The following is a 22585-nucleotide window of genomic DNA, read 5'->3' as shown; positions in this document are numbered from 1 at the left end:
GGTGCGCGACCGCGGCCCGGCCAGGGGCGGGACCAGCGGCGGGACCGCCCCGGCGCATCCGGGGCTTGCGGGGCGCGGGGGCAGGGGCCACACGGCGGGCATGGACCATGATGCCCTGCTCACGCTCGCGACCCGCCTTGCCACCGAGGCAGCGGCGGCGATCAACGCTGTGCGCGCCGCCGGTTTCGCGGTGGAGCGCAAGTCCGACCGGTCCCCCGTGACCGAGGCCGACCGCATCGCCGAGGCGCTGATCGTCGAAGGCCTGCGCGCCGCCGCCCCCCATATCCCGGTCATCGCCGAGGAGGAGATCGAGGCCGGCACCGCCCCGACCGACCCGGGGCGCCGCTTCTGGCTGGTCGACCCGCTGGACGGCACGCGCGAATTCGCCGCCGGGCGGGACAATTTCGCCGTCTGCATCGGCCTGGTCGAGGATGGCCAGGCGGTGCTCGGCGCCGTCGCGCTTCCCGCGCCGGGCGAGGTCTTCTGGGGCCGCAGCGGCGGCGGCGCCTTCAAGCGCGACGCCGCCGGCACGCGCCCCATCGCGGTGCGCGCCGTGCCTGATGAGGGCCTGGTCGTGATGGGCAGCCACCACTACCAGGACGACCCGCGCATGGGCCGCTTCCTGGAAGGCCGCCGGGTCGCGCGCATCGTCAACATCGGCTCGGCGGAGAAATTCTGTCGCGTGGCCGAAGGCAGCGCCGACCTCTATCCGCGTTTCGGGCGAACCATGGAATGGGATACCGCGGGCCCGCAGGCGGTGCTCGAGGCAGCGGGCGGCACGATGCGCCTGCTGGAAGGCGGCGGGCCCTTCCGCTACGGCAAGCCGGGCTGGGCGAATTCCGGCTTCGTGGTCGAGGGCCGCGTCGCGTGACGGTGCTGCTGCCCGCGCAGGAGGTCGAGCGCGCCGCCGCGCTGCTGCGCGCCGGCGACCTCGTCGCCTTCCCGACCGAGACGGTCTATGGCCTGGGGGCGGATGCGCGGAACGGGCGCGCCGTCGCGGCGGTGTTCGAGGCCAAGGGCCGCCCCCATTTCAACCCCCTGATCCTGCACCTGCCGGAGGCCGAGGCCGCCTTCGACGAAGCCGTGGCCGACGACCGCGCCCGCGCGCTGGCCGCGCGCTTCTGGCCCGGGCCGCTGACGCTGGTGCTGCCCCGCCGGCCCGAGTGCCGCGTCGACCTGCTGGCGGGGGCGGGGCTCGATACGCTGGCGCTGCGGGTGCCGGCGCATCCGCTGGCGCTGGCGCTGCTGCGCGGCGCGGGCGTGCCGGTGGCGGGGCCGTCCGCCAACCGCTCGGGCCAGGTCAGCCCGACCACGGCGCAGCATGTGATGGATGGCCTGGTCGGGCGCATTGCCGCGGTGCTGGATGGTGGGCCCTGCGCGGTGGGCGTGGAGAGCACTGTGCTCGACCTCGCAGCCGGTGGGGCGGCGCTGCTGCGCCCCGGCGGCGTGCCGGTCGAGGCCATCGAGGCGGTGATCGGCCCGGTGGCGCGGCCCATCCCGATTGCCGCCGCGGCAGCGACGCGCACGCTGCGCAGCCCGGGGATGCTGCTGTCGCACTATGCCCCGGCACTGCCGGTGCGGCTGGCGGCGCGGGACGTCACGGCGGAGGAGGCGCTGCTCGCCTTTGGCGAACCGCTGCCGGGCGCGGGCGCGGTGTGGCAGTTGAGCGAGGCGCGGGACCTGCGCGAGGCGGCCGCGCGCCTGTTCGCCGGGCTGCGCCGGCTGGATGCGGAGGGCGCGCGGCTCGGCCTGCGGGGCATCGCAGCGATGGCCGTGCCGCAGGACGGGCTTGGCGCGGCCATCAACGACCGCCTGGAACGCGCGGCCGCGCCGCGGGGGTGATGCCCGCGCCCGGGGGAGTCGCGCGGGTCACGGCGGGTGTACGCCCATCGCCGCCCGGAGCGAGGCGCGCACCGCCGGCCGGCTCGCCGCGCCACCGCCCCACCGCGCAAAGACGAAGCAACTCGCGCGGCGCGCGCGTGTTCTCGACGGTATCGCCCTGCCGCCACGGAGTTTCCATGCGTTTCAAGATCGGTTGCCGTCTGGCCTACCAGACGGAATCGCCCGTGCCCTTCGTCTTCAACATCGAGGCGCAGCGCTTTGAGGGCCAGCGGATCGAGCGCGAGGACCTGGTGCTGTCGCCAGACGTGCCGATCGACCGATGGACCAGCGAGGACGCGGGCAATCGCTATTTCCGGATCACCCCGCCCGCGGGGCCGTTCACGCTCGACTACAGCGCGATCGTGGAGGTGACGCCGAGCCTCGGCGATGCGGGTGCGGTGAAGGAGATACCGATCGGCCGCCTGCCGCTGCCGGCCCTGCGCCACCTGTTTCCCAGCCGCTACTGCCAGTCCGACAGGCTCGAACGCTTCGCGCTGAGCACCTTCGGCGCCATCGAACCGGGCTATGCGCGGGTCAACGCCATCTGCAACTGGATCTACGAGTACGTCACCTACGAGGGCGGGGTGTCGGACGCCATGACATCGGCCTTCGACATCGTGACCCTGCGCGCCGGTGTCTGCCGCGACTTCGCGCACCTGGGCATTTCCCTGTGCCGCGCCCTGGGCATCCCCGCGCGCTACGTCAGCGCCTACGCCTTCCGCCTGCAGCCGCCCGACTTCCACGCTGTGTTCGAGGCATTCCTGGAAGGCCCGGCGGGGCCTGACTGGTACATCTTCGACCCGACCCGCATGGCCGATCCGGCCGGGCTGGTGCGCATCGGCATCGGGCATGACGCGGCGGAGGTCGCGTTCTGCACGGCGTTCGGCCCGATGGTGTCGGAGAAGCCGGAGGTGTGGATCGAGGCCCTGGAGCCGGCCGCAGACCCGACGGTGCACGCCGTCCGGCCCGAAGCCGGGGGCTGAGGATCCGTCGCGCGTCCGGCGGCGGCGGGTTCGCCGACACGGTCGATCCATGGGCGAGACCAGGGCCGGAGCCGACTGAGGCGCAGCGGCTCCCGCTCTAGAGCCGTTTCCGTTCGCCGCGGCTCACTGCAACGTCTCTAGACCGGTGTTTTCGCGAGCATCTTCACCCGATCAGATGATTCCATCTGATCGGGGGGTCTGCTCTAGCACGGGATTTGCTTGCCATCGTCCGCCCTGACCTGGTGGGACGCATGCGCAGCCGACTGCCTGCCGAACCCTCGCCCATCGACCTCGACCCGGCGCGCACCGCGCTGGTCGTGATCGACATGCAGCGCGATTTCCTGGAACCCGGTGGCTTCGGCGCCGCGCTGGGCAACGACGTGTCCCTGCTCGCCGCCGCCATCGGGCCATGCCGGGTCGCCCTCGATGCCGCGCGTGCGGCCGGGATGCTGGTCATCCACACCCGCGAGGGACACCGCCCGGACCTCTCCGATGCGCCGCCGGCAAAGGTCTCGCGCGGCGCGCCATCGAAGCGCATCGGCGACCCGGGCCCGATGGGCCGCATCCTGGTGCGCGGCGAACCCGGGCACGACATCGTCGCCGCGCTCGCGCCCATCCCCGGCGAGCCGGTCATCGACAAGCCCGGCAAGGGCGCCTTCTACGCGACGGAACTCGAACCCATGCTGCGCCACCGCGGCATCGAGGCCCTGCTGCTCGCCGGCGTCACCACCGAGGTCTGCGTCCACACCACCCTGCGCGAGGCGAACGACCGCGGCTTCCGATGCGTCGTCCTCGCCGACGCCTGCGCCTCCTACTTCCCGGAATTCCATGCGGCGGCGCTGGCGATGGTCAGCGCGCAGGGCGGCATTTTCGGCTGGGTCAGCGACACCACGCGGCTGAGGGCCGCACTTCAGGGAGACGGGCCATGACGATCACGACCGCCAAGCCTGCCTTGTGGACGCCGGGCGATTGGAATGCGCTGTTCGGCTTCGGCACCAACATCCTGGTCAACCTGCTGGTGCTGACCGGGCTGCTGCGCTTCGTGCTCAACATGCCGCCCGAGATCGTCTTCGGCCGCATCCTGCCCGCCGCCGGGCTGATGATGGCGCTGTCCACTTGGTACTACGCCTTCCTGGCCTACCGGCTGGCGGCGAAGACCGGGCGCAGCGATGTCTGCGCGCTGCCCTCGGGTATTTCCGTGCCGCACATGTTCGTGGTGGTGCTGGTCATCATGCTGCCGATCGCGCAGCGCACCGGCGACCCGATCAAGGGCTGGGAGGCCGGGCTCACCTGGGTCTTCGTGCAGTCCTTCATCCTGATGATCGGCGCTTTCGTGGCACCCTGGATCCAGAAGATCACGCCGCGCGCGGCCTTGCTCGGCACCTTGGCGGGCGTGTCGATCACCTTCATCTCGATGCGCCCGGCACTCGAGATGTTCATGACGCCGGTGATCGGCCTGGTCTGCTTCGGGATCGTGCTGGCCGCCTGGTTCGGCGGGCTGCGCTATCCGCGCAACATCCCCGCCGGGCTGGTCGCCATCGCCTTCGGCATGCTGGTCGCGTGGCTCGCCGCGCTGTTCGGCCTGGGCATCGGCGGGCGCAGCCTGACGGCGCTGTTCGACGGCCTGTCGAACATCGGCTTCTCGGTGCCCCTGCCCGCCATCGACCACGTCTTCGGCGGCTTCGAGTTCATAGGCATCATCCTGGTCACCGCCATCCCCTTCGGCATCTACGACCTGGTCGAAGCCATGGACAACGTCGAGAGTGCAGAGGCGGCGGGCGACCATTTCCCCACAACGCGCGTCCTCACCGCCGATGGCGCCGTCAGCCTCATTGGCTGCCTGATGGGCAACCCCTTCATCAACGCGGTCTACATCGGCCACCCGGGCTGGAAGTCGATGGGCGGGCGGATCGGCTATTCCGCAGCGACCGGGCTCGCGGTGTTGGTTGTCACCTGGTTCGGCATCGTCTCCGTGCTGCTGGACCTGGTGCCGATCGTCGCGATCTCGCCGATCTTGCTCTACATCGGGATGCTGATAGGCGCGCAGGCCTTCCAGGAAAGCCCGAAATCTCATGCGCCGGCCATCGTCCTGGGGCTCGTGCCGCACCTGGCGCACTGGGCCAAGACACTGATCGACGGTGCGCTCGGCGCCGCGGGGACCAGCGCGGCGGCGGTGGGTATGGACAAGCTCGCGGGGCTCGGCGTGCTCTATCCGGGGCTGGTGGTGCTGGGTGAAGGCGCGATCCTGTCAGGGCTGATCCTCGCCGCCGTCGCCGCCTTCATCATCGACCGCGACTGGCTGCGCGCGTCCTACTTCGCGGCCGCCGGGGCGGTGCTGACCTTCTTCGGCTTCATGCACGGGCCCGCGGTGGGGTTCGCGGTCACGCCGGGGGTCGCGCTGGCCTATGCGATGGTGGCGGCGTTCCTGTTCGCCTGCGTCCGGTGGCCGGTGTTGGCAGGCGGGATGCAACCAAAGGCAGCGCCGTCGCCCGCCGAATAGCGGGCAGCCGAAGGCGCCGGCGACATGGCGGCGCAGTGTGATCTCGACGGTAGAATGTGCCGCCCCGGGCCGCGCAATATCCCGCGACGCAACCGCAATGTCCGCGGTGCGGTGTGGGGAGGCCTTCCGTGGACGCGCAAACCAATGTGGAGGACCTGCCGCCCTGCGACCTCATTCTGCGTGGCGGCATCACCTCCGGCGTCGTGTACCCGGGCACGGTCGCGGGCCTAGCGGCGAAGTACCGCTTCGTCTGCATCGGCGGCGCCTCGGCCGGGGCCATCGCAGCAGGGGTGACGGCCGCGGCCGAGTACGGCCGGCAAGTTGGCGGGCGGCCCGATGCTTTCGAGAAGGTCGCGGGCCTTGCGCACGAGATCGGCGGCGGGACCACGAACCTGCGCAAGCTCTTCCGAGCGACGCCGAAGCTGCGCATCCTCGACTGGTTGCTGTGGCGGGGGCTGAGCGCTGGTCCTTTGGCGACGTTGGGCGCCGTGGCATCGCCGTCGATCGCGATCGGGCTGGGCGCATGGCTGGGCGGCGCCGGCATCGCCTGGGGACTGGCGCTGACCTTCGGCGGCCTGATCGCCACGGTGGGCGCGCTCGTGTGGCAAGTGGTGCGGGGCCTGCCCGCGGCTGGATATGGGCTCTGCCCCGGCATTCATCCCGGCATCGAGCAGACGGAAGATGCCCTGCGCCACCGCGGAGCGCTGATGGACTGGATGCACGCGACCATGCAGCGCCTTGCCGGCCGCACCGTCGGGCAGGTACCGGAGGGCAAGGATGCGCCGCTTGCCTTAGGCGACAGTCCTTTGACCATGGGCGATCTTTGGGGAAGCCCCGACACGCTGGCAGAACGGCGTCTCGACCTGGTGTTGACGACGACCAACCTCTCGCAGCAGGTCGCCCACCGGTTCCCGTTCCTGGAGCCCAGCGGCACCAACCTGTTCTTCCAGCCGGACGAACTCGCGCGCGTCCTGCCACGCGACGTCGTCCGCTGGATGGTGCGCGCGGCACAGGGCGAAGTGGTGGCGGACGGGGTTCGCCTCCTGCGGCTGCCCGCTCCGGGCGACCTGCCCGTCCTGTTCGGCGTGCGTCTGTCGCTGAGCTTTCCGGGCCTGATCTCGGCCGTACCCCTGCATGCCAGGGACGCAAGCATCCCCCGTACCTCGGACACGACAGCGGCGACGCGAGCCTCGCGTCGCCCGGCCCGCTTTCGCCGCGCCTGGTTCTCGGATGGCGGCATCACTTCGAACTTCCCGGTCGATGCCTTCGACTCTGTGCTGCCGCGCCGGCCGACGTTCTGCATCAACCTCCGTGAGCTGCCGACCGACGACGAGGAAGCGGGGCCGCGGACGGAAGCCGACATGGTTTGGATGCCACGCGACAATCGCGATGCCCTGCGGCCGCCGTTCCTCGCCTCGCGGCGGCGCGGTGGCGGCGGCGAATGGCACGATGATCCGACGCTCGCTGGCTTCGTCGGCGCCATCGTCAACACGGCGCGCAACGCCCAGGAGAACGCCCTGCAACTCACGCCCGGCCAGCGCGACCGCATCGTGACCGTGTTGACGCGCGACAACGAGGGTGGCCTCAACCTCAACATGCCGGCCGAGACGATCGCCCTGCTCAGCAAGCGTGGCGCGGATGCCGCGGGCCGGCTGGTCGACCGGTTTCATCCGGACGGCGCCGAAGCGCGCGAGGGCGCCTTGATGGGCTGGCGCAACCACCGCTGGATCCGCTTGCGCGCCACGCTCTCGGGTGTCGAGCGGTTGCTCGCTGAGATCAGTGCGGCCTGGCGGCATCCAGACGCCCAGGCAGGCAGCTATGCCGATGCACGCGCCGCGTGGTCACCCACGCATCCCGCGAACGCCACGAGCGTGCCGAAGGGCAAGCGCGTCACCCCGGGCTATCGCTGGGCAAGTGATTCCGCCGCCCGGGCTGCGGGAGATGGCGTCGACGAGATCATCCGGCTTGCCGACACACTGGGCGCCAGGGCCAGTGCGAAGGCGACGCAGACCGGCGAGCCGCACGCATCGCTGTTCGACAGCGGTCCGAGCGCCGCCAGTGCGAGCAAGACTGCCGGCGCTTCGTCCGGCGCCGCGCCGCGCCCGAAGCTGGGCTGGCGGCTGCGCGCCGTCGGCGGCGACCCCCGCGCCAACCTGACCTATCGCTGAATCGAGAGTCTCACGCGCACAGCCCGAGGCCCTGAAGCCAGTCCTGCACGAGGCCCGCCACCCGGTCCGAATTCCGGTCCATCATGATCATGTGGCTGTTGCCACGGATGCCGACGGCGGGCAGGTCCACCACGTCCACATGCCCGCCGGCCGCGCGCACCGCCGCAGCGAATGCGATCCCCCGCGCGCGGATTGCCGGCCAGCGCGGGTCGCCGGCGATGAAGTCGCCATAGATCATCAGCACCGGGATCCCCGCCAGCGCCGCCACCTTCTCCATCAGCCCCGTGCTCGCGGGTTCCACCAGCACCAGCGCGCGCACGTTCCCCGGCCATTCCTGCGCCGCCCGCCAAGCGAAGAAACCGCCCTGGCTGTGCGCGACCACGACGGAAGGCCCGACACGCTCCAGCAACGCGCCATAGGCCGCAAGCGTCAGGTCGTCGGTGGTGGTGAAGCGCGGCACGCAGCCCAGGATGAAGTGGCGCCAGGATGCCGGATCGGCCGGGAACTGCTGGCCATCGAAGACTCGCCCTTCCTGCGGTGTGCCGGGGCCGATGCGAAAGCGCTCCCACGGGTTCTCGAGCGTGAGCGTGACCGGCACGCCGCCGGTCTCCTCCGGGATGCGCATCCAGCCGGAGCGGCCGCGCTCCACCGCGTCGGACACCACCACTTCCCACCCCGCGCGCAGGAAGAAGTGCTGCCAGCCCTCGCGCCCATCGGGCGTGGTCTCCCAGCACGCACCGCTCAGCCCGCCGCCATGCCACAGCATCAGCGGCACCGTGCCGCGCTTCGGCGCCGGTTCCATCGCCTGTGCGTACATCCCGCCGACCAGGTAGGTGCCGTTCGCGTCGATCAGCGCCGGCGCGCCGCCGGGGGTGAAGGTGACCTCCCGCGCGGGCTGGCCCTGCACCACCACCTCCCGCCCGCCGACATGGAAACTGGTCCAGCGCGCGAGAGCGATCGGCGGCAGGTCGGTCATGGCGAAGGCGGTTCCCCCCGGGCAGCGGCGCGCAGCATGGCGGCGGCGACGGGTCCGCTCAACCCGCCGCGCCGCGGGGCGTGACGCGGCCGCGGCGGCGCTGCATGATCCGGGGCCAAGAATCAAGCTTCGGGAGATGTTCCATGATCCGCCGCCGCCCCATGCTGGCCCTGCCCGTCGCCGCGCTTCTCGCGCCGCGCCCGGTCGCTGCCCAGGCCACCGCCGCCTGGCCGAACCGGCCGCTGCGCATGGTCATCCCCTGGCCGCCCGGCCAGCAGACCGATGTGGCCGGCCGCCTGGTCTCGCAAATGCTGACCGAACGCCTCGGCCAGCCCGTGGTGCCCGACAACCGCCCGGGCGCGGGCGGGCAGATCGGCACCAATATCGTCGCGAAGGGCACGCCGGACGGCTACACGCTGCTGGCCGGTTCGCTCGGGCCCATCACCTTCGGCCCGCTGGTCACCCGCCCGCCCTATGACGTGGAACGCGAACTGCAGCCTGTCGCGCTGTTCGGCGAGGCGCCCTTTATCGCCTTGGTCAAGGCCGACAGCCCGGTGCGCGACCTCAATGGCCTGATCGCGATGCTGAAGTCGCGCCCCGGCCACTACACGCACAATTCCTCGGGTGTCGCGGGCGCGCAGCACCTGGTCACCGCGCTATTCCTCGCGAAGGCGGGGCTCGAGGCGTTGCACGTCCCCTTCCAGGGCAGCGGGCCGGCGCTCGCGGCCCTGCTGGGCGGGCAGGTGGATTTCGGCTTCGACACGCCGGCCGCGGCGGGGCGGCTGGTGAGTGCTGGGCAACTGCGCGCGCTGGGCGTGACCACCGCGAATCCATCGCCCCTGGTCCCCGGCGTGCCGCCGATCCGCTCGGCGGGCGGCGGGCTTGCGGACTACCACGTCGATTCCTGGGCGTCGGTCATGGTGCAGACCGGCACGCCGCGGCCGATCGTCGATCGCCTGGCGGCCGAGGTCACCGCCGGCTTCGCGGGCGGCGAATTGCGCGAACGCTTCGCCGGCATCGGCATGGCGGTGACCGGCGTCAGCGGCCCGGATGAATTCTCCGCCCGGCTGCGGCGCGACTGGGCGACCTTCCGCCCGGTCATCGAACAATTGGGCATCCGCGCCGAATAGGCGCGGGCCTCGGTGTCTGTCTGACACGCCCGCCCCCGGGCCTGCACGGGACCCGACCACCCGTTCCAGCCTGCTGAAGCGGGTGGCCGTCCGGGCGTGAGGCCCTCCGCCGCTGTTCGGGAAGGCGCCATCAGGCGCATTCCCGGACCGACATTCAGGGCAGCGTCGCCAGGAAGCGCGCCAGATCCTCCCGCCAGAACCGTGCATTTCCGGTGGTGCCGTGGCCAAGCGTCTCGGCACTCGCGGGGATCAGCAGCAGCCGTGCGTTCGGAATGCGTGCCAGCGCGCGTTCGGTCAGGCCGGTCTCCGGCGGGTTGCGCTCGTCATCGGCGGAATTGATCTGCAGCACGCGGGCGCGCACGCGATCGAGCCGCGGCTCGGGGTCGTAGTCGCGCGAGGCATCCCACTGCCAGATGAAGTCGTTCGCGTCGCGCGGCGGCGGCGCGGCCAGGCGCTGGTCCACCAGTCGGTCGGCGGCCTCGCGCGTCGGTGCCGCGCGCTGCAGGTTCAGCGTGCCGCCATTGGTGCCGGTGCCGTACATCACGTTCGCCAGGCGCAGCGCGGGCGGCTGCGTGGTGTAGTTGCCGCCCAGGTAGGCGGGGTCCTGGCGCACGCTCTCGATCATCAGCCGGCGCATCATCCAGTTGCGCGCGGACATCGCGGTGGGCTGCGACGCCATCGGCACGATCGCGTCCATCATGTCGGGGAAGTCGGTCGCCCAGCTCCAGGCCATCATGCCGCCCATCGAATTGCCGAGCACCAGGCGCAGCCGCCGGATGCCGAGGCCTTCCGTCACCAGCCGCTGCTGCGCGGCGACCATGTCGGTGTAGGTGTAGCGCGGGAAGCCGGCGCGCATCCCGTCCGACGGCTTCGAGGAATTCCCGGTGCCGATCGCATCCGGGATGATGATGAAGAAGCGCGTCGCGTCGAGCGGCTGCCCGGGGCCGAACAACTGCCCGCCGAAATTGGCGCCGAGCATGCCCCGCGCCGTGCCATAGGTGCCGTGCAGGATCAGCACCGCGGGGTTGGTGGGCTCGCCCAGCGTGATGTAGCCCTGGCGCAGGTCCATGACCTCGCCGCCGTGGAAGCGGAATCCGGATGCGGTCCAGGTGCCCTCGCGTGGGGTGGGCTGCGCGGCGGCGGGCAGGGCGGCGATCAGCAGCGGCAGCAGCATGGCCGCACGGCGGAGCAGGCGCATGGCGTTCCCTCCTGGGCTTGGTTGCGCAGGAGGCTAGCGCAGGCGGCCGGCGCGCGGAATGGAACGGTTGCGCGCCGTCATGGCCACGCACGCGCCGAGCGCATCGGCCCGCGCACGGCGAGCGAGACCCGCATATGAGGGGCCACATGGGGCGTGGCCGCGGTCATCTCTTCGCGGGCCGTTGGCCGGGTCGTGCGCGCAGTGCTTCCCGTCCGCCGTTACACCATGGCCATGCCGCCATTCACGTGAATGGTCTGGCCGGTGATCCAGCCCGCCTCGGCGCTCGCGAGGAACACCACCGCGGCCGCGATATCCTCGGGCGTGCCCATGCGCTGCGTCGGGATGCGCGACAGCAGCGCGGTCTTCTGCGCATCGCCCAGCGCATCGGTCATCGCGGTCTTCACGAAGCCCGGGGCCACCACGTTCACCGTGACGCCACGCGTGGCGACTTCCTGCGCCAGCGACTTGCTCATGCCGATCAGCCCGGCCTTGGCGGCCGCGTAGTTGGCCTGGCCGGCATTGCCGGTGACGCCGACGATCGACGCGATCGACACGATCCGCCCGCTGCGCTTCTTCATCATGCCGCGCAGCGCTGCGCGCGCCAGGCGGAAGGGCGCGGTCAGGTCGACCTCGAGCACCGCGGCCCAGTCGGCATCACCCATGCGCAGGGCCAGCATGTCGCGCGTGAACCCGGCATTGTTGACCAGGATGTCCAGGCCGCCGGCCTCGGTCTCGATCTTCTCGACCAGCGCCGCGGGCGCCGCCGGGTCCGACAGGTCGGCCGGGGCCACGATCACGCGCGCCCCGCCCAGCGCCTCGGCCACGCGGGCGAGTTCGCCCTCGCGCCGGCCGGTGATGGCGACGGTCGCGCCCTGGCGGTGCAGCGCGGTAGCGATGGCTTCCCCGATGCCGCCGGTGGCGCCGGTCACGAGGGCGGTGCGCCCGGTCAGGTCGAACATCTGTGTCGGTTCCTCAGGTGAAGCGCTTGAACAGGAAGTGCCGGGCGTGGCCGGGCGGCTGGCCGTCGATCGTGCCGAACACGACGTAGCCCTGCTTTTCGTAGAAGGGCCGCGCCTGAAAGGAGAAGGTATCCACCCAGGCGCCGATGCACCCGCGCGCCCGTGCCTCGGCCTCGATGCGCGCGATCAGCCGCGCGCCGAGGCCGCCGCCGCGCAGGTCCTCGGGCAGGTAGAAGTAGTGCAGGAAGTACCAGGCGCCGTAGCACCAGCCAAAGGCACCGCCGACCGGCGCGCCGCCGGGTTCGCGCCGCACCACCAGCGACAGTGGCTTGAAGCCATGCGGGCCGACGAAGGGCGCATTGAACGCGGTCAGCCCGTCCAGCGCCGCCTTCGCCGCCGGATCGTCCGCCAGTTCCGAGAGCGTGACCTCGGGCTCCATCACACCGACTTCAGGAAGGCCTCGACATCCGCCGGCGTGCCGATGGCAAGCGCCGTCGCCTCGGGCGCGTTGCGCTTCATCAGCCCGGTCAGGACCTTGCCGGAGCCCACTTCCACGAAGCGCTCGCAGCCCATCGCGGCCATCGCGGCGACGCATTCGCGCCAGCGCACCGTGCCGGTCACCTGCTTGACCAGCAGGTCGCGGATCTCCGCGGGGTCGGTCGCCTTGGCGGCGGTCACGTTGGCCACCACCGGGACCAGCGGCGCGCGCATCGTGGCACCGGCCAGCGCCTCGGCCATCGCATCCGCTGCCGGGGCCATCAGCGCGCAATGGAAGGGGGCGGAGACCGGCAGCAGCATGGCGCGCTTCACGCCGCGCTCCTTCGCTATCTCGATCGCGCGCTCGACCGCCGCCTTGGAGCCGGAGATGACCACCTGGCCGCCGCCATTGTCGTTGGCGGCTTCGACAACCTCGCGCGTGTTGGTCTCGGGGTCGGTGGCGGCGGCGTCGCAGATCTCTCGCGCCAGGTCGATCTCGGCGCCCAGCAGCGCGGCCATCGCGCCGGTGCCGGGCGGGGTCGCGGCCTGCATGGCGTCTCCGCGCAGGCGCAGCAGGCGCGCCGCGGTCGCGACATCGAAGGCGCCTGCGGCGGTCAGCGCCGAGTATTCGCCGAGCGAATGCCCGGCCACCAGCGCCACGCGCTCGGCCAGGATGTAGCCGCCCTCGGCTTCCAGCGCGCGGACCACGGCCAGGGAATGCGCCATCAGCGCGGGCTGGGCGTTGGCGGTGAGGGTGAGTTCCTCCTGCGGGCCCTCCCACATCAGCTTCGACAGTTTCTGCGAGAGCGCGTCGTCCACCTCCTGGAAGACGTGGCGTGCGGCGGGGAAGGCTTCGGCCAGGTCGCGGCCCATGCCGATGGCCTGGCTGCCCTGGCCAGGGAAGACGAAGGCGAGCGACATTCTGCGGCGTTTCCCGTTCGCTTTGGTTCGATGCTGCGGCGCGAATGGGCCGCCCGCCGGCCCGTGTCAATCCGGCAGGCGACCCGGCGCGGCGATGGCGAGCATGACCTGGCCGATCACCCGCTCGGCGCAGGCGGCGGGGTCGGCACCCTCGAATATGCCCGGGCGCATCCCCCATTGGTGGATCGAGGAGATGATGTCGGTGGCGTCGCGGCGCGAGATTCGGCGGAATTCGCCGCGCGCGATGCCTTCGTTGACCACCGCCATGACCACATCCCAAAAGATGGCGAGGTCGGCGGCGTATTCGCGCTCGGTCTCCGGCGGCCAGGACCAGGACAATCCAATGATGGCCGCGTACATCCGCGGCTCCGCGAGGTCGCATTGCGCCCAGGTGTGCAGGATGCCGGCGAGGCGTTCGGTCGGCGTGCCGGGGCACGCCGCGGCCACGCGTGTCGCTGCCAGTTGCTGGTCGTTGAAGTTGCGCAGTACCGCATAGAGCAGGCCCGCCTTGCCGAGGAAATGCGCGTTGATCAGCGACGGCGCGACGCCGGCCTCCGCGGCGATGTCGGTGGAACTGGTTGCCTCGTAGCCGCGCTCGCGGATCAGCTTCTCGGCGGCTTCGACCAGGCGGGCCATGGTCCGGGTGCGCTGTTCGGCACGCTTGGCGGTGGAACGGCGCCGCGGGGCAGGCGGTATCGACATGACGGCGTGATGCCTCGGGCAAGTTCGGGGCGCAAGTTTGTTGCCAAAAGTCGTCGTTTTCTCTTATTGAATACACTCAATGAAACACGTTTATTTTACGTTATCGCCCTCGGGGCGTTGGCGGGAGCGCGCAATGCGGCGCTGGGCATAGCGCTGCACACGGCGCGGCGCCGGCGCGATCGTCTGCGCAAGAGGGCCCACGCGACGCAATCCGGTGCTGCCCCGGCATGGATGCAAATGCACGGACTTGCGAGCAACGAAGTCGCGGCCTTACATTGAAGGCCTTCGATGAATTAAATCGATCCCAGATAATCGCGCCTGCTCCGGAGCCGTTGACGATGTTCGAAACATCCGACCAGCCCGGCCCCGGCTCAGGCGTCCCGCGGGGTCACGCCTTCCTCAAGGAACTGGCCGAGGAACTGCGCCGCATCGCCACCGGCGAAAAGACCTGCGGCGAGGGCCTGGTCTGGATGATCGCCGTGCTGACCGCGCAGCATCCCGACCTCGACCACGCCATGGCCGTGCAGCGCCTGATCGCCGCGCTGCTGGTCGAAAGCGGCCCGATGATCTGGCAGCACGTCCGCGACGGCGCCGGCGGGTTCAGTTGAGCTGAATGCCGGCGTCGCGCACCACCTGCCGCCACCGTGCCAATTCGGTCGAGATGGTCTGGCCGAGCTCTGCCGGGGTGCTGGCATCGATGGTGAAGCCGGCGGCGGTGAGGCGCTGGGTCACCTCCGGCAGGCGCAGGGCGGCGGCGATGGTCTCGTGCAGCCGCGCGATCGCCGGGGCGGGCGTATTGGCCGGTGCCAGGAAGGCCGACCAGGAGGCCGAGACCACCTGCGGATAGCCCGCCTCGGCCATGGTGGGCACGTCCGGCAGCGGGTCGAAGCGCCGCGGCATGGCAATGGCGATGCCGCGCAGCGCGCCGGACGCCACATGCGGGCGCACCGTCGCGGCATTCAGGATCGAGCACTGCACCGTGCCCTGGATCATCGCCGTGACCGCCGGCGCACCGCCCGGGAAGGGAACATGCGTCGCCTGGGTGCCGGTGGCATTCAGGAACAATTCCATGCCCAATTGTTCGGTCGAACCGACCCCGCCGGAGGAATAGGAGGCGCGGCCGTTCTCGCGCTTCAGCCAGTCGATCGTCTCGGCCACCGTGCGCGCGGGAACGTCCTTGTGCACCACCAGCATGTTGGGGACGGTCATCGCCAGGCTGACCGGCGCAAAATCCTTCTCCGGGTCGTAGCCCGGCTGCCGCATGACCGCCGGGTTGATGGTCATGGTGCCGGAGGCGGCGACGATGAGCGTATGTCCATCCGCCGGCTGGGCCGCGACATGGCGCGCGGCGATGGCGCCGGTGGCGCCCGGCCGGTTTTCCACCACCACGTTCTGGCCGAGGGTGGCCTGCAGGTGCGGGGCGACCAGGCGGGCCACCAGGTCGTTCGGGCCGCCGGGGGCGAAGGGGACCACGAGCACGACAGGGCGGGTCGGTGCCCAGGCGGTCTGGGCGTGGGCGATGCGGGGCTGGGCCAGGGCGGCGATCGGCAGGATCAGGGCGCTGCGGCGGTTCATGCGGGGCCTCCCGGGGGCGTGAAGGGTCGATTGCAGCATGAAGCGCCGCGCGGTGCACCCCCGCGGCCCTTGCGCCAGCCCCCCCTGCCGTGCTTTACGCCCCGCTCCCCTGCCGGGTGCGAGGCACGCGCCCGGCTATGCCCGTTTGCGCGCCCCGTCCCGGGGCCAGGGCTGAGCCAGCCACAGGGAGATCACATGCCACTCTACGAATGCGTGTTCATCGCGCGCAACGACATCACCCAGCAGCAGGTCGAGGCGATCGCCGAGCAGGTTGCCGGCCTCATCACCGAAGGCGGTGGCGAGGTGAAGAAGCGCGAGTACTGGGGCCTGCGCGGCCTCGCCTACAAGATCAAGAAGAACCGCAAGGGGCACTACATGCTCCTCGGCATCGACGCGCCCGGCACCGCGCTGCCGGAAGTCGAGCGCCAGCTCGGCCTGAACGAGGACGTGCTGCGGTCGCTGATGATCAAGGTCGAGGCGATCGACGAGGCGCCCTCCGCCGTTCTGGCCAAGCGCAGCGACGACCGTGACCGCGACCGCGGCTTCCGCGGCCCGCGCCCGGCCGGCCGCTTCGGCTCCGGCCGCACCGGCGGTGGCCGCGAGCGTGGCGACGACCGCGAGGAATTCCGTGCGCGCCCGCGCGACGAGATGGACGGCCCCGGCGGGCACGAGGAGTAAGCACCCATGTCTGAATCGACCGACCTGACCCCCGCCGGCCGCCGCCCAGCTGTCGGCGCGCGCCGTCCCTTCTACCGGCGCAAGAAGTCCTGCCCGTTCTCGGGGCCGCAGGCGCCGAAGATCGACTACAAGGACGTCCGTCTGCTCTCCCGCTTCCTCAGCGAGCGCGGCAAGATCGTCCCGTCCCGCATCACGGCGGTCTCCGGCAAGAAGCAGCGCGAACTGGCCCAGGCCATCAAGCGCGCCCGCTTCCTGGCGCTGCTGCCCTACGTGATCAACGACTGACGCAGCGATGGGCGGCGTGCTGAGCAATCCGCGCTGGCTCGCGGCGATGGCAGGGGGCCTCATGGCCGCCACGCTGTCGCTGTGGGCGATGCGCGGCCTGCCGCTCGGCTTCGCCGCCTTCTGGCTGACGCCGCTGCCGCTCTTCGCCGCCGGCCTGGGCTTCGGCCCGGGCGCGATCGCTGGGGCGGCGGGCCTGGCGGCGCTGATCCATGTCGCGCTGGCGGGCATGCTGCCGATGGTGGTCTTTCTGACCGCCTTCGCCATTCCCGCGGTGCTGATCGTCGCGACCGGCCTGCGCGGCGGGCGCATCGACCCGGGCCTGCCGCTCGCCCTGCTCGGCCTGTGGCCGGCGGTGGTCATCATCGGCTGCGCCTTCGCCTTCTCGGGCCTGCCTGGCGGGCTCGAAGGCGCGATGCGCGAGGCGGTGGAACAGGGGCTGCGGCGCATGGGCGGCAACGCCACGCAGTTCCCGGTCGACCAGCTGGTGCAGGTCATGGCCGCGGCCCTCGGCTTCTGGGCGGCGGTGTCGCTCTCGGTCAACGGGGCGGCGGCGCAGTCGGCGCTGGCGCGTTCGGGCTGGGCGATGGCCCCGTCCCCGCGCTGGAGCGAGGTGCGCCTGCCGGCCTGGTACCCGCCGCTGACCGGCGCGGGTGCGGCGGCCTGGCTGGTCATGGGCGGCGATGGCGACGTGGTGGCGCTCTCGGTGCTGCTGGTGCTGCTGCTGCCGGTGTTCCTGATGGGCATCGCGGCGGTGCATCGCCGCTCCGTCGGGCGTCCGGCGCGCCCCTTCATGCTCGGCGTGTTCTACACCGGGCTGGTCATCCTCAGCGTGCCGGCCGCGATCGCGGTGACGGCCTTTGGTTTCTACGAGCAATGGGGGCGGCGCACGAGCCCGCCCGGAGGCACAACATGATCGAACTCATCCTGATGCAGCGTGTCGACAAGCTCGGCCAGATGGGCGAGCTGGTGAAGGTGAAGCCGGGCTACGCGCGCAACCACCTGATCCCGACCGGCAAGGCGATCCGCGCCAACAAGGACAACCTCGCGCGCTTCGAGCGCGAGCGCGCCCAGCTGGAAGCGCAGAACATCAAGCGCCGCGGCGAGGCCGAGCGCACCGCCGAGCGCGTCGCCGGCCTCTCGGTCATCATCATCCGCCAGGCGGGCGAGAGCGGCGCGCTGTACGGCTCCGTCTCGACCCGCGACATCGCCGAGGGCTGCAAGGCCTCGGGGCTGACCGTGGCGCGCGAACAGGTGCTGCTCGGCCAGCCGATCAAGACGGTCGGCCTGACCACCGTGCAGGTCGCGCTGCACCCGGAAGTCTCGATCCCGGTGGTGGTGAACGTCGCGCGGTCCCCCGAGGAAGCCGAGAAGCAGGCCCGCGGCGAGCGCGTCGAGGCCGAGGATGAGGCCGAGGCCGCGTCGCTCGAGGCCGAACTGGCCGCCGAACTCGCTGCCGGCCAGGCCGACAACGGCTGATCGTCCGCGGTGCGGGTCGTTACGCCCGCGCCGCGCATTGCGTCTTGCCGGCGACACTCGGCACCATGCCATGCGTCCCTCTCGCCATGAGGAGGGACCAGCTTGGTCCGAGTTCATGATCCCGCGGCGGATCCGCTGCAGCACCCTGGTGCCGCGCTGCGCCGGTGGACTCCCACAGACCTTCGGCGACTGGAGCGCGCCGCGTGCTGGCTTGCACATCCGCACGTCGGCAGCCGCAACACCACCGTGGCTCTGCACGATAACCGTTTCTGCCTCATCACCGAGGTCTGCGGGCCTGTTTGGATCTCGTCTTCCGACAATGGCGCACATCGTGCGGCACGCGCCGCCGGCGGCGCGTCGGGACGGCGTACCGTTCACGGTCGGCCATATAGGCTCTGCGGAGCGTGAAGCCGTGCGGCCGACGCGCGAATCGGCCCGGCTGCAGTAGCCTTGCGGACCATCATGCCGCGAGAAACGCATGCGCCTGACCGCCGTCGCCATGATCCGCAACGAGGCGGACATCCTGCCCGATTTTCTCGGCCATTGCGCGGCGCTGTTCGACGACGTCCTCGTGGTGGACCATGCCTCAACCGACGGTACCGCCGAGATCCTGGCCGCGGCGGCCACGCGGATGCCGCTCACGGTCCTGCGCTTCGCCCAGCACGCCTACGTGCAGTCGCTGATCGTCACCGCGCTGGTGCGCGAGGCCTTTGCGCGCGGCGCATCCTGGGTCTTCCCACTCGATGCCGACGAGTTGCCGATGGTGGCCGGACGTGCGGCGCTGATCGGGTGCCTGCCGGAGGACGCGACGATGGTGCAATGGCGCTGGCGCAACCTTTGGCCGCAGCGCCCCGCCGGATTTGCCGATTTCTCGGCGGAGGGCGAGCACGAGGTTCTGCCGCCGGCGTCCACGGGAGTTGTCAAGGTCGCGGTCTCGCGCCGCCTGCACGACCGGGTACCGCGATTCACGATCGCGCAGGGCAGCCATGGCCTGTCGCGCGGACGGGAGGATGCCGGCACCCCGATCGCGATCGGGCACCTCGCGCATTTCCCGATCCGCAGCCGTGAGCGCTTCGTTCTCAAGGCCGAACTGGGCGCGCGGGCCGTGTCGGCCATACCATCCGTATCGCCGCGCTCGGGCTTCCAGTGGCGCCAGGCGGCGGAAAGCGGCGAACGCTTCGACGGCGCTGCAGGCTTGCAGCGTCTGCGCTCGCATGCGCTGCGCTATCCTCATGTGGCGCAGACCGATGTGGTGGACACCATCACCTTCACCCCGCTTGGCCGAATGAACGGCCTACCGGCCGGCGTGCCCGACGCCGAGGCAGTGCGGTCGCGCGAGGCCGAAGTGACGTGGCACCCGCTCCCTGACGGCCCCAAGTCAGAGTGGCGCATTATCTGCACCGGGGATGCGCTGGTCCTGAAGGGACGCAGCGGGCGTGCTTGAGCCGGCCGGCGCGATGCGGCTCCCGTGCAGGGCGAACTGCCGCCCCATGCGAATGGCGCAGCGGGCCGCGCCGGTGGGTCGACCGCCGGCTGCCGAACCACTTCATCCCCGTCATCCCCCTGATCCACAGGCCATGCCCAACGCCGGACGCATCGGCGCGGTCTAGGATGCCCCGATGAACGAAATCGACTCCGCCGGCAGCAGCCTTCTCGGCCTGTCGCAGCGCATGCCGCCGTCCAACATGGCGGCCGAGCAGGCGCTGCTCGGCGCGCTGCTGGCCAACAACAAGGCCTATGAACGGGTCAGCGAGTTCCTGGCGCCGGAGCATTTCGCCGACCCCATCCACGGCCGCATCTTCCAGGCGATCCAGCGCCGCGTGGAGGCCGGGCAGCTGGCCGACGTGGTGACGCTGCGCGCGGAATTCGAACATTCCGGCCTGCTCGAGGAAGTGGGCGGGCCGGCCTATCTCGCGCAACTGCTCTCGGCCATGGTCGGCATCATCAATGCCGGTGAATACGGCCGCGTGGTCTTCGATGCCTGGCTGCGCCGGCAGCTGATCGACCTGGGCGAGGTGGTGGTGAACCGCGCCTTCGGCGCCGAGGCCGAACTCGATGCCACCCAGCAGCTCGAAGCCGCGGAACAGGCGCTGTTCGACCTGGCGAAGGATGGCGCCGCCGGCGAGGGCGGCATGGTCACCTTCGACCGCGCGCTGGCGACGGCGGTGGAGGCCGCGGCCAAGGCCTTCTCCACGCCCGGCGGCGTGTCGGGCCTGACGACCGGGCTGCGCGACCTCGATGCCAAGATGGGCGGGCTGCACAAGTCGGATTTGATGATCGTCGCGGGTCGGCCGGGCATGGGAAAGACCGCGCTCGCCACAAAGATCGGCTTCGGCGCGGCGAAATCCATCCTGCGGCAGGCGCGCGACATCGACCCGAATGCGGTGCCCAAGGGCGGTGTCGCGATCTTCTCGCTGGAAATGAGCGCCGACCAGCTGGCGACCCGCCTGCTGTCGGAGGAAGCGCGCATCTCCGGCGACCGTATCCGCCGCGGCGAGATCGGCCAGCGCGACTTCGACCGCTTCGTGGAGGTGAGCCGCGAGATCGCCGCCCTGCCGATCTACATCGACGACACGCCGGCCATCACGATCAGCGCTTTGCGCACGCGCTGCCGGCGCCTCAAGCGCACGCGCGGGCTCGACCTGGTGATCGTCGACTACCTGCAGCTGATGCGCCCGGCGGCGGGCACGCGGCCGGAGAACCGCGTGCTGGAAATCTCGATGATCACGCAGGGGCTGAAGGCGATCGCCAAGGAACTCGCGGTGCCGGTGATCGCGCTGTCGCAGCTGTCGCGCGCCGTCGAATCGCGCGAGGACAAGCGGCCGCAATTGAGCGACCTGCGTGAATCCGGGTCGATCGAGCAGGACGCCGACTCCGTCATGTTCGTCTATCGCGACGATTACTACCTGGCCCAGCGCGCGCCGAAGGAACTGGCCTTCGACAACCCCGACAAGTTCCACGAGGCGGTCGACAAGTGGCAGAAGGACATGGAGATGGCGCATAACAAGGCGGAACTGATCATCGCCAAGCAGCGCCACGGCCCGACCGGCACCATCAAGCTGTTCTTCGAGGCCGAGTTCACCCGCTTCGGCGACCTCGATACCCACCACGAGGACCAGATGCGTGACTGACGTCGTCGGCATCCGCCCCGCGCGCCCCACGGATTTCGACGCCTGGCTACCCTTGTGGGAAGGCTACAACGCCTTCTACGAACGCACCGGCCCGACCGCCGTGAGCGAGGCACAGACGCGCACCACCTGGGCGCGCTTTTTCGACGGCCATGAGCCGATGGAGGCAATCGTCGCGGAACAGGCGGCCGCGCTCGTCGGCTTCGTGCACATCATCTTCCATCGCAACACCACCATGATGGGCCCCACCTGCTACCTGCAGGACCTGTTCGCCGCACCGTCCCTGCGTGGGCGCGGCGTGGGCCGCGCGCTGATCGAAGCCGCTGCCGCGCGAGCGAAGGAGGCGGGCGCCACCCGGCTGTACTGGCAGACGCAGGAGGGCAATGCGACGGCGCGGTTGCTCTATGACCGCATCGCGCAGCGATCGGGCTTCATCGTCTACCGCATGGACCTCGCGTGAGCGGCCCGCTCACCGGCCAGCCGGTGCTCACCATCGACCTGCCCGCCATCGTCGCGAACTGGCGGGACCTGGCTGCGCGCGGTGCACCCGGCGCGGTGGCGGGCGTGGTGAAGGCGGATGGCTACGGCCTGGGTGCCGTGGAGGTCGCGCGCGCGCTGCGCGCGGCCGGCTGTCGTCACTTCTTCGTGGCCTGCCTGACCGAGGGGCTGGCGCTGCGCGCGGCCCTCGGCCCCGCGCCGATGATCGCCGTGCTGGAAGGCTTCGCGCCGCAGGAGGATGGCGACGCGGCGCTCGTGCCGGTGCTGAACGCGCTGGCGGACGTGGCGGTGCATGCGGCGGCGGGGCGCGCGGCGGGGGTGGCGCGGCGCGCGATCCTACACCTCGATACCGGGATGGCGCGGCTCGGCCTCGATGGCCCCGAGCAGGTGCGGCTTGCGGATGATCACGCGCTGCTGGCGGGGCTCGACCTGCTGTATGTCATGACGCACCTGGCCTGTGCCGACGAACCGGACCATCCGCTGAACGCCGACCAGGCCGCGCGCTTCGCCGCGGCCTGCGCAGCCCTGCCGTCCATGCGCCGGTCCTTCGCGAATTCCTCGGGCATGTTCCTCGGGCCGGGCTTCGCCTCCGACCTCGCGCGACCCGGCTGCGCGCTGTACGGCATCAACCCCATGCCGGGCGCGCCGAACCCCATGCGCCAGGTCATGCGCCTCGCCGCACCCGTGCTGCAGGTCCGCGAGATCCCGGCCGGGGCGTCGGTCGGCTACGGCGCATCCTGGGTCGCGCCACGCCCGTCCAGGATCGCCACGGTTGCGGTGGGCTATGCGGATGGCTACCTGAGGAGCCTCTCGGGGCGTGCCGTGGGCGAATGCCGCGGCCGGCCCGTTCCCCTCGTGGCACGGGTGTCCATGGACCTGACGACCTTCGACGTGACCGACCGGCCCGACATCGCGGTGGGCGACCGCATCACCGTGCTGGGCGGTGCGGGCTGCACGCCGGACCAGGCGGCGGCCCTGGCCGGCACCATCGGCTACGAGTTGCTGACCGGCCTCGGGGCCCGCTACCACCGCGACTACATCCGGGGCTGA

General features: G+C 71.2%; 23 protein-coding genes. 16 read left to right on the top strand and 7 right to left on the bottom strand.

Features of this window, described 5'->3' with window-relative positions:
- The first annotated feature begins 100 nt into the window (after positions 1 to 100).
- From cysQ to MWM08_RS18815, 6 genes are all read left to right on the top strand, one after another.
- Positions 101 to 871, top strand: a complete 771-nt coding sequence (gene cysQ / locus MWM08_RS18840; RefSeq protein ID WP_244408042.1) for a 3'(2'),5'-bisphosphate nucleotidase CysQ — start codon at positions 101 to 103, stop codon at positions 869 to 871.
- Entirely contained in the window at positions 868 to 1842 is a 975-nt protein-coding gene (locus MWM08_RS18835) for an L-threonylcarbamoyladenylate synthase (protein ID WP_244408041.1), read from the top strand. The genes cysQ and MWM08_RS18835 overlap by 4 nt, the downstream gene beginning before the upstream one ends.
- A gap of 176 nt (positions 1843 to 2018) precedes the next feature.
- Positions 2019 to 2864, top strand: coding sequence for a transglutaminase-like domain-containing protein (locus tag MWM08_RS18830; protein WP_244408040.1), 846 nt, complete (start codon positions 2019 to 2021; stop codon positions 2862 to 2864).
- A 251-nt stretch (positions 2865 to 3115) separates the two neighbouring features.
- Positions 3116 to 3793, top strand: a complete 678-nt coding sequence (locus MWM08_RS18825) for a cysteine hydrolase family protein (RefSeq protein WP_244408039.1) — start codon at positions 3116 to 3118, stop codon at positions 3791 to 3793.
- The gene (locus MWM08_RS18820; RefSeq protein ID WP_244408038.1) at positions 3790 to 5364 is read left to right on the top strand and encodes a hypothetical protein; all 1575 of its coding nucleotides are present in this window, start codon (positions 3790 to 3792) and stop codon (positions 5362 to 5364) included. The genes MWM08_RS18825 and MWM08_RS18820 overlap by 4 nt, the downstream gene beginning before the upstream one ends.
- Before the next feature lie 128 nt (positions 5365 to 5492).
- Positions 5493 to 7532, top strand: coding sequence for a patatin-like phospholipase family protein (locus MWM08_RS18815; protein WP_244408037.1), 2040 nt, complete (start codon positions 5493 to 5495; stop codon positions 7530 to 7532).
- 10 nt (positions 7533 to 7542) lie between these two features.
- On the opposite strand, the gene MWM08_RS18810 is transcribed toward MWM08_RS18815, so the two are convergent.
- Complete coding sequence (locus MWM08_RS18810) at positions 7543 to 8508, bottom strand: alpha/beta hydrolase family protein (protein WP_244408036.1); 966 nt, start codon at positions 8506 to 8508, stop codon at positions 7543 to 7545.
- Positions 8509 to 8651: 143 nt separating this feature from the next.
- Between MWM08_RS18810 and MWM08_RS18805 the strand changes: the two genes are divergently transcribed.
- Complete coding sequence (locus tag MWM08_RS18805; RefSeq protein WP_244408035.1) at positions 8652 to 9638, top strand: Bug family tripartite tricarboxylate transporter substrate binding protein; 987 nt, start codon at positions 8652 to 8654, stop codon at positions 9636 to 9638.
- A 154-nt stretch (positions 9639 to 9792) separates the two neighbouring features.
- Here MWM08_RS18805 and MWM08_RS18800 read toward each other — a convergent pair whose 3' ends face one another.
- The 5 genes from MWM08_RS18800 to MWM08_RS18780 all read right to left on the bottom strand — a co-directional run bounded on the left by MWM08_RS18800 (position 9793) and on the right by MWM08_RS18780 (position 13895).
- Positions 9793 to 10836, bottom strand: a complete 1044-nt coding sequence (locus MWM08_RS18800; RefSeq protein WP_244408034.1) for an alpha/beta fold hydrolase — start codon at positions 10834 to 10836, stop codon at positions 9793 to 9795.
- A gap of 218 nt (positions 10837 to 11054) precedes the next feature.
- A complete protein-coding gene (gene fabG / locus MWM08_RS18795; protein ID WP_244408033.1) occupies positions 11055 to 11795 on the bottom strand; it encodes a 3-oxoacyl-[acyl-carrier-protein] reductase in 741 nt (246 codons plus the stop codon).
- A 13-nt stretch (positions 11796 to 11808) separates the two neighbouring features.
- Positions 11809 to 12234 carry a GNAT family N-acetyltransferase gene (locus MWM08_RS18790; RefSeq protein WP_244408032.1) on the bottom strand — a complete coding sequence of 142 codons (426 nt, stop codon included), beginning with the start codon at positions 12232 to 12234 and terminating at the stop codon, positions 11809 to 11811.
- Complete coding sequence (gene fabD / locus MWM08_RS18785; protein ID WP_244408031.1) at positions 12234 to 13193, bottom strand: ACP S-malonyltransferase; 960 nt, start codon at positions 13191 to 13193, stop codon at positions 12234 to 12236. The genes MWM08_RS18790 and fabD overlap by 1 nt, the downstream gene beginning before the upstream one ends.
- A gap of 66 nt (positions 13194 to 13259) precedes the next feature.
- The gene (locus MWM08_RS18780) at positions 13260 to 13895 is read right to left on the bottom strand and encodes a TetR/AcrR family transcriptional regulator (protein WP_244408030.1); all 636 of its coding nucleotides are present in this window, start codon (positions 13893 to 13895) and stop codon (positions 13260 to 13262) included.
- 338 nt (positions 13896 to 14233) lie between these two features.
- On the opposite strand from MWM08_RS18780, the gene MWM08_RS18775 reads away from it, so the two are divergent.
- Entirely contained in the window at positions 14234 to 14503 is a 270-nt protein-coding gene (locus MWM08_RS18775) for a hypothetical protein (RefSeq protein WP_244408029.1), read from the top strand.
- On the opposite strand, the gene MWM08_RS18770 is transcribed toward MWM08_RS18775, so the two are convergent.
- On the bottom strand, positions 14496 to 15470 hold the full coding sequence (locus tag MWM08_RS18770) for a Bug family tripartite tricarboxylate transporter substrate binding protein (RefSeq protein ID WP_244408028.1): 975 nt from the start codon (positions 15468 to 15470) through the stop codon (positions 14496 to 14498). The genes MWM08_RS18775 and MWM08_RS18770 overlap by 8 nt on opposite strands.
- 195 nt (positions 15471 to 15665) lie before the next feature.
- On the opposite strand from MWM08_RS18770, the gene rpsF reads away from it, so the two are divergent.
- From rpsF to alr, 8 genes are all read left to right on the top strand, one after another.
- Positions 15666 to 16148: a 30S ribosomal protein S6 gene (gene rpsF, locus MWM08_RS18765; RefSeq protein ID WP_244408027.1), complete on the top strand. Its 483-nt coding sequence runs from the start codon at positions 15666 to 15668 to the stop codon at positions 16146 to 16148.
- Positions 16149 to 16154: 6 nt separating this feature from the next.
- Positions 16155 to 16433: a 30S ribosomal protein S18 gene (gene rpsR / locus MWM08_RS18760; protein ID WP_198370384.1), complete on the top strand. Its 279-nt coding sequence runs from the start codon at positions 16155 to 16157 to the stop codon at positions 16431 to 16433.
- A 16-nt stretch (positions 16434 to 16449) separates the two neighbouring features.
- Entirely contained in the window at positions 16450 to 17346 is an 897-nt protein-coding gene (locus MWM08_RS18755; RefSeq protein WP_244408026.1) for a hypothetical protein, read from the top strand.
- Positions 17343 to 17909 carry a 50S ribosomal protein L9 gene (gene rplI / locus MWM08_RS18750; RefSeq protein ID WP_244408025.1) on the top strand — a complete coding sequence of 189 codons (567 nt, stop codon included), beginning with the start codon at positions 17343 to 17345 and terminating at the stop codon, positions 17907 to 17909. The genes MWM08_RS18755 and rplI overlap by 4 nt, the downstream gene beginning before the upstream one ends.
- Before the next feature lie 478 nt (positions 17910 to 18387).
- Positions 18388 to 19353, top strand: coding sequence for a glycosyltransferase family 2 protein (locus tag MWM08_RS18745; RefSeq protein ID WP_244408024.1), 966 nt, complete (start codon positions 18388 to 18390; stop codon positions 19351 to 19353).
- Between the two features lie 175 nt (positions 19354 to 19528).
- The gene (locus MWM08_RS18740; protein WP_244408023.1) at positions 19529 to 21040 is read left to right on the top strand and encodes a replicative DNA helicase; all 1512 of its coding nucleotides are present in this window, start codon (positions 19529 to 19531) and stop codon (positions 21038 to 21040) included.
- Complete coding sequence (locus MWM08_RS18735; protein WP_244408022.1) at positions 21033 to 21497, top strand: GNAT family N-acetyltransferase; 465 nt, start codon at positions 21033 to 21035, stop codon at positions 21495 to 21497. The genes MWM08_RS18740 and MWM08_RS18735 overlap by 8 nt, the downstream gene beginning before the upstream one ends.
- Positions 21494 to 22585 (top strand): alanine racemase, encoded by a 1092-nt coding sequence (gene alr / locus MWM08_RS18730; RefSeq protein ID WP_244408021.1) that lies wholly within the window; start codon positions 21494 to 21496, stop codon positions 22583 to 22585. The genes MWM08_RS18735 and alr overlap by 4 nt, the downstream gene beginning before the upstream one ends.

Origin of the sequence: Roseomonas fluvialis, assembly GCF_022846615.1 — a bacterium.
GTDB lineage: Bacteria > Pseudomonadota > Alphaproteobacteria > Acetobacterales > Acetobacteraceae > Neoroseomonas > Neoroseomonas fluvialis.
Note: the sequence above shows the minus strand (reverse complement) of the source record. Positions and strands in the feature narration are given on the sequence as shown.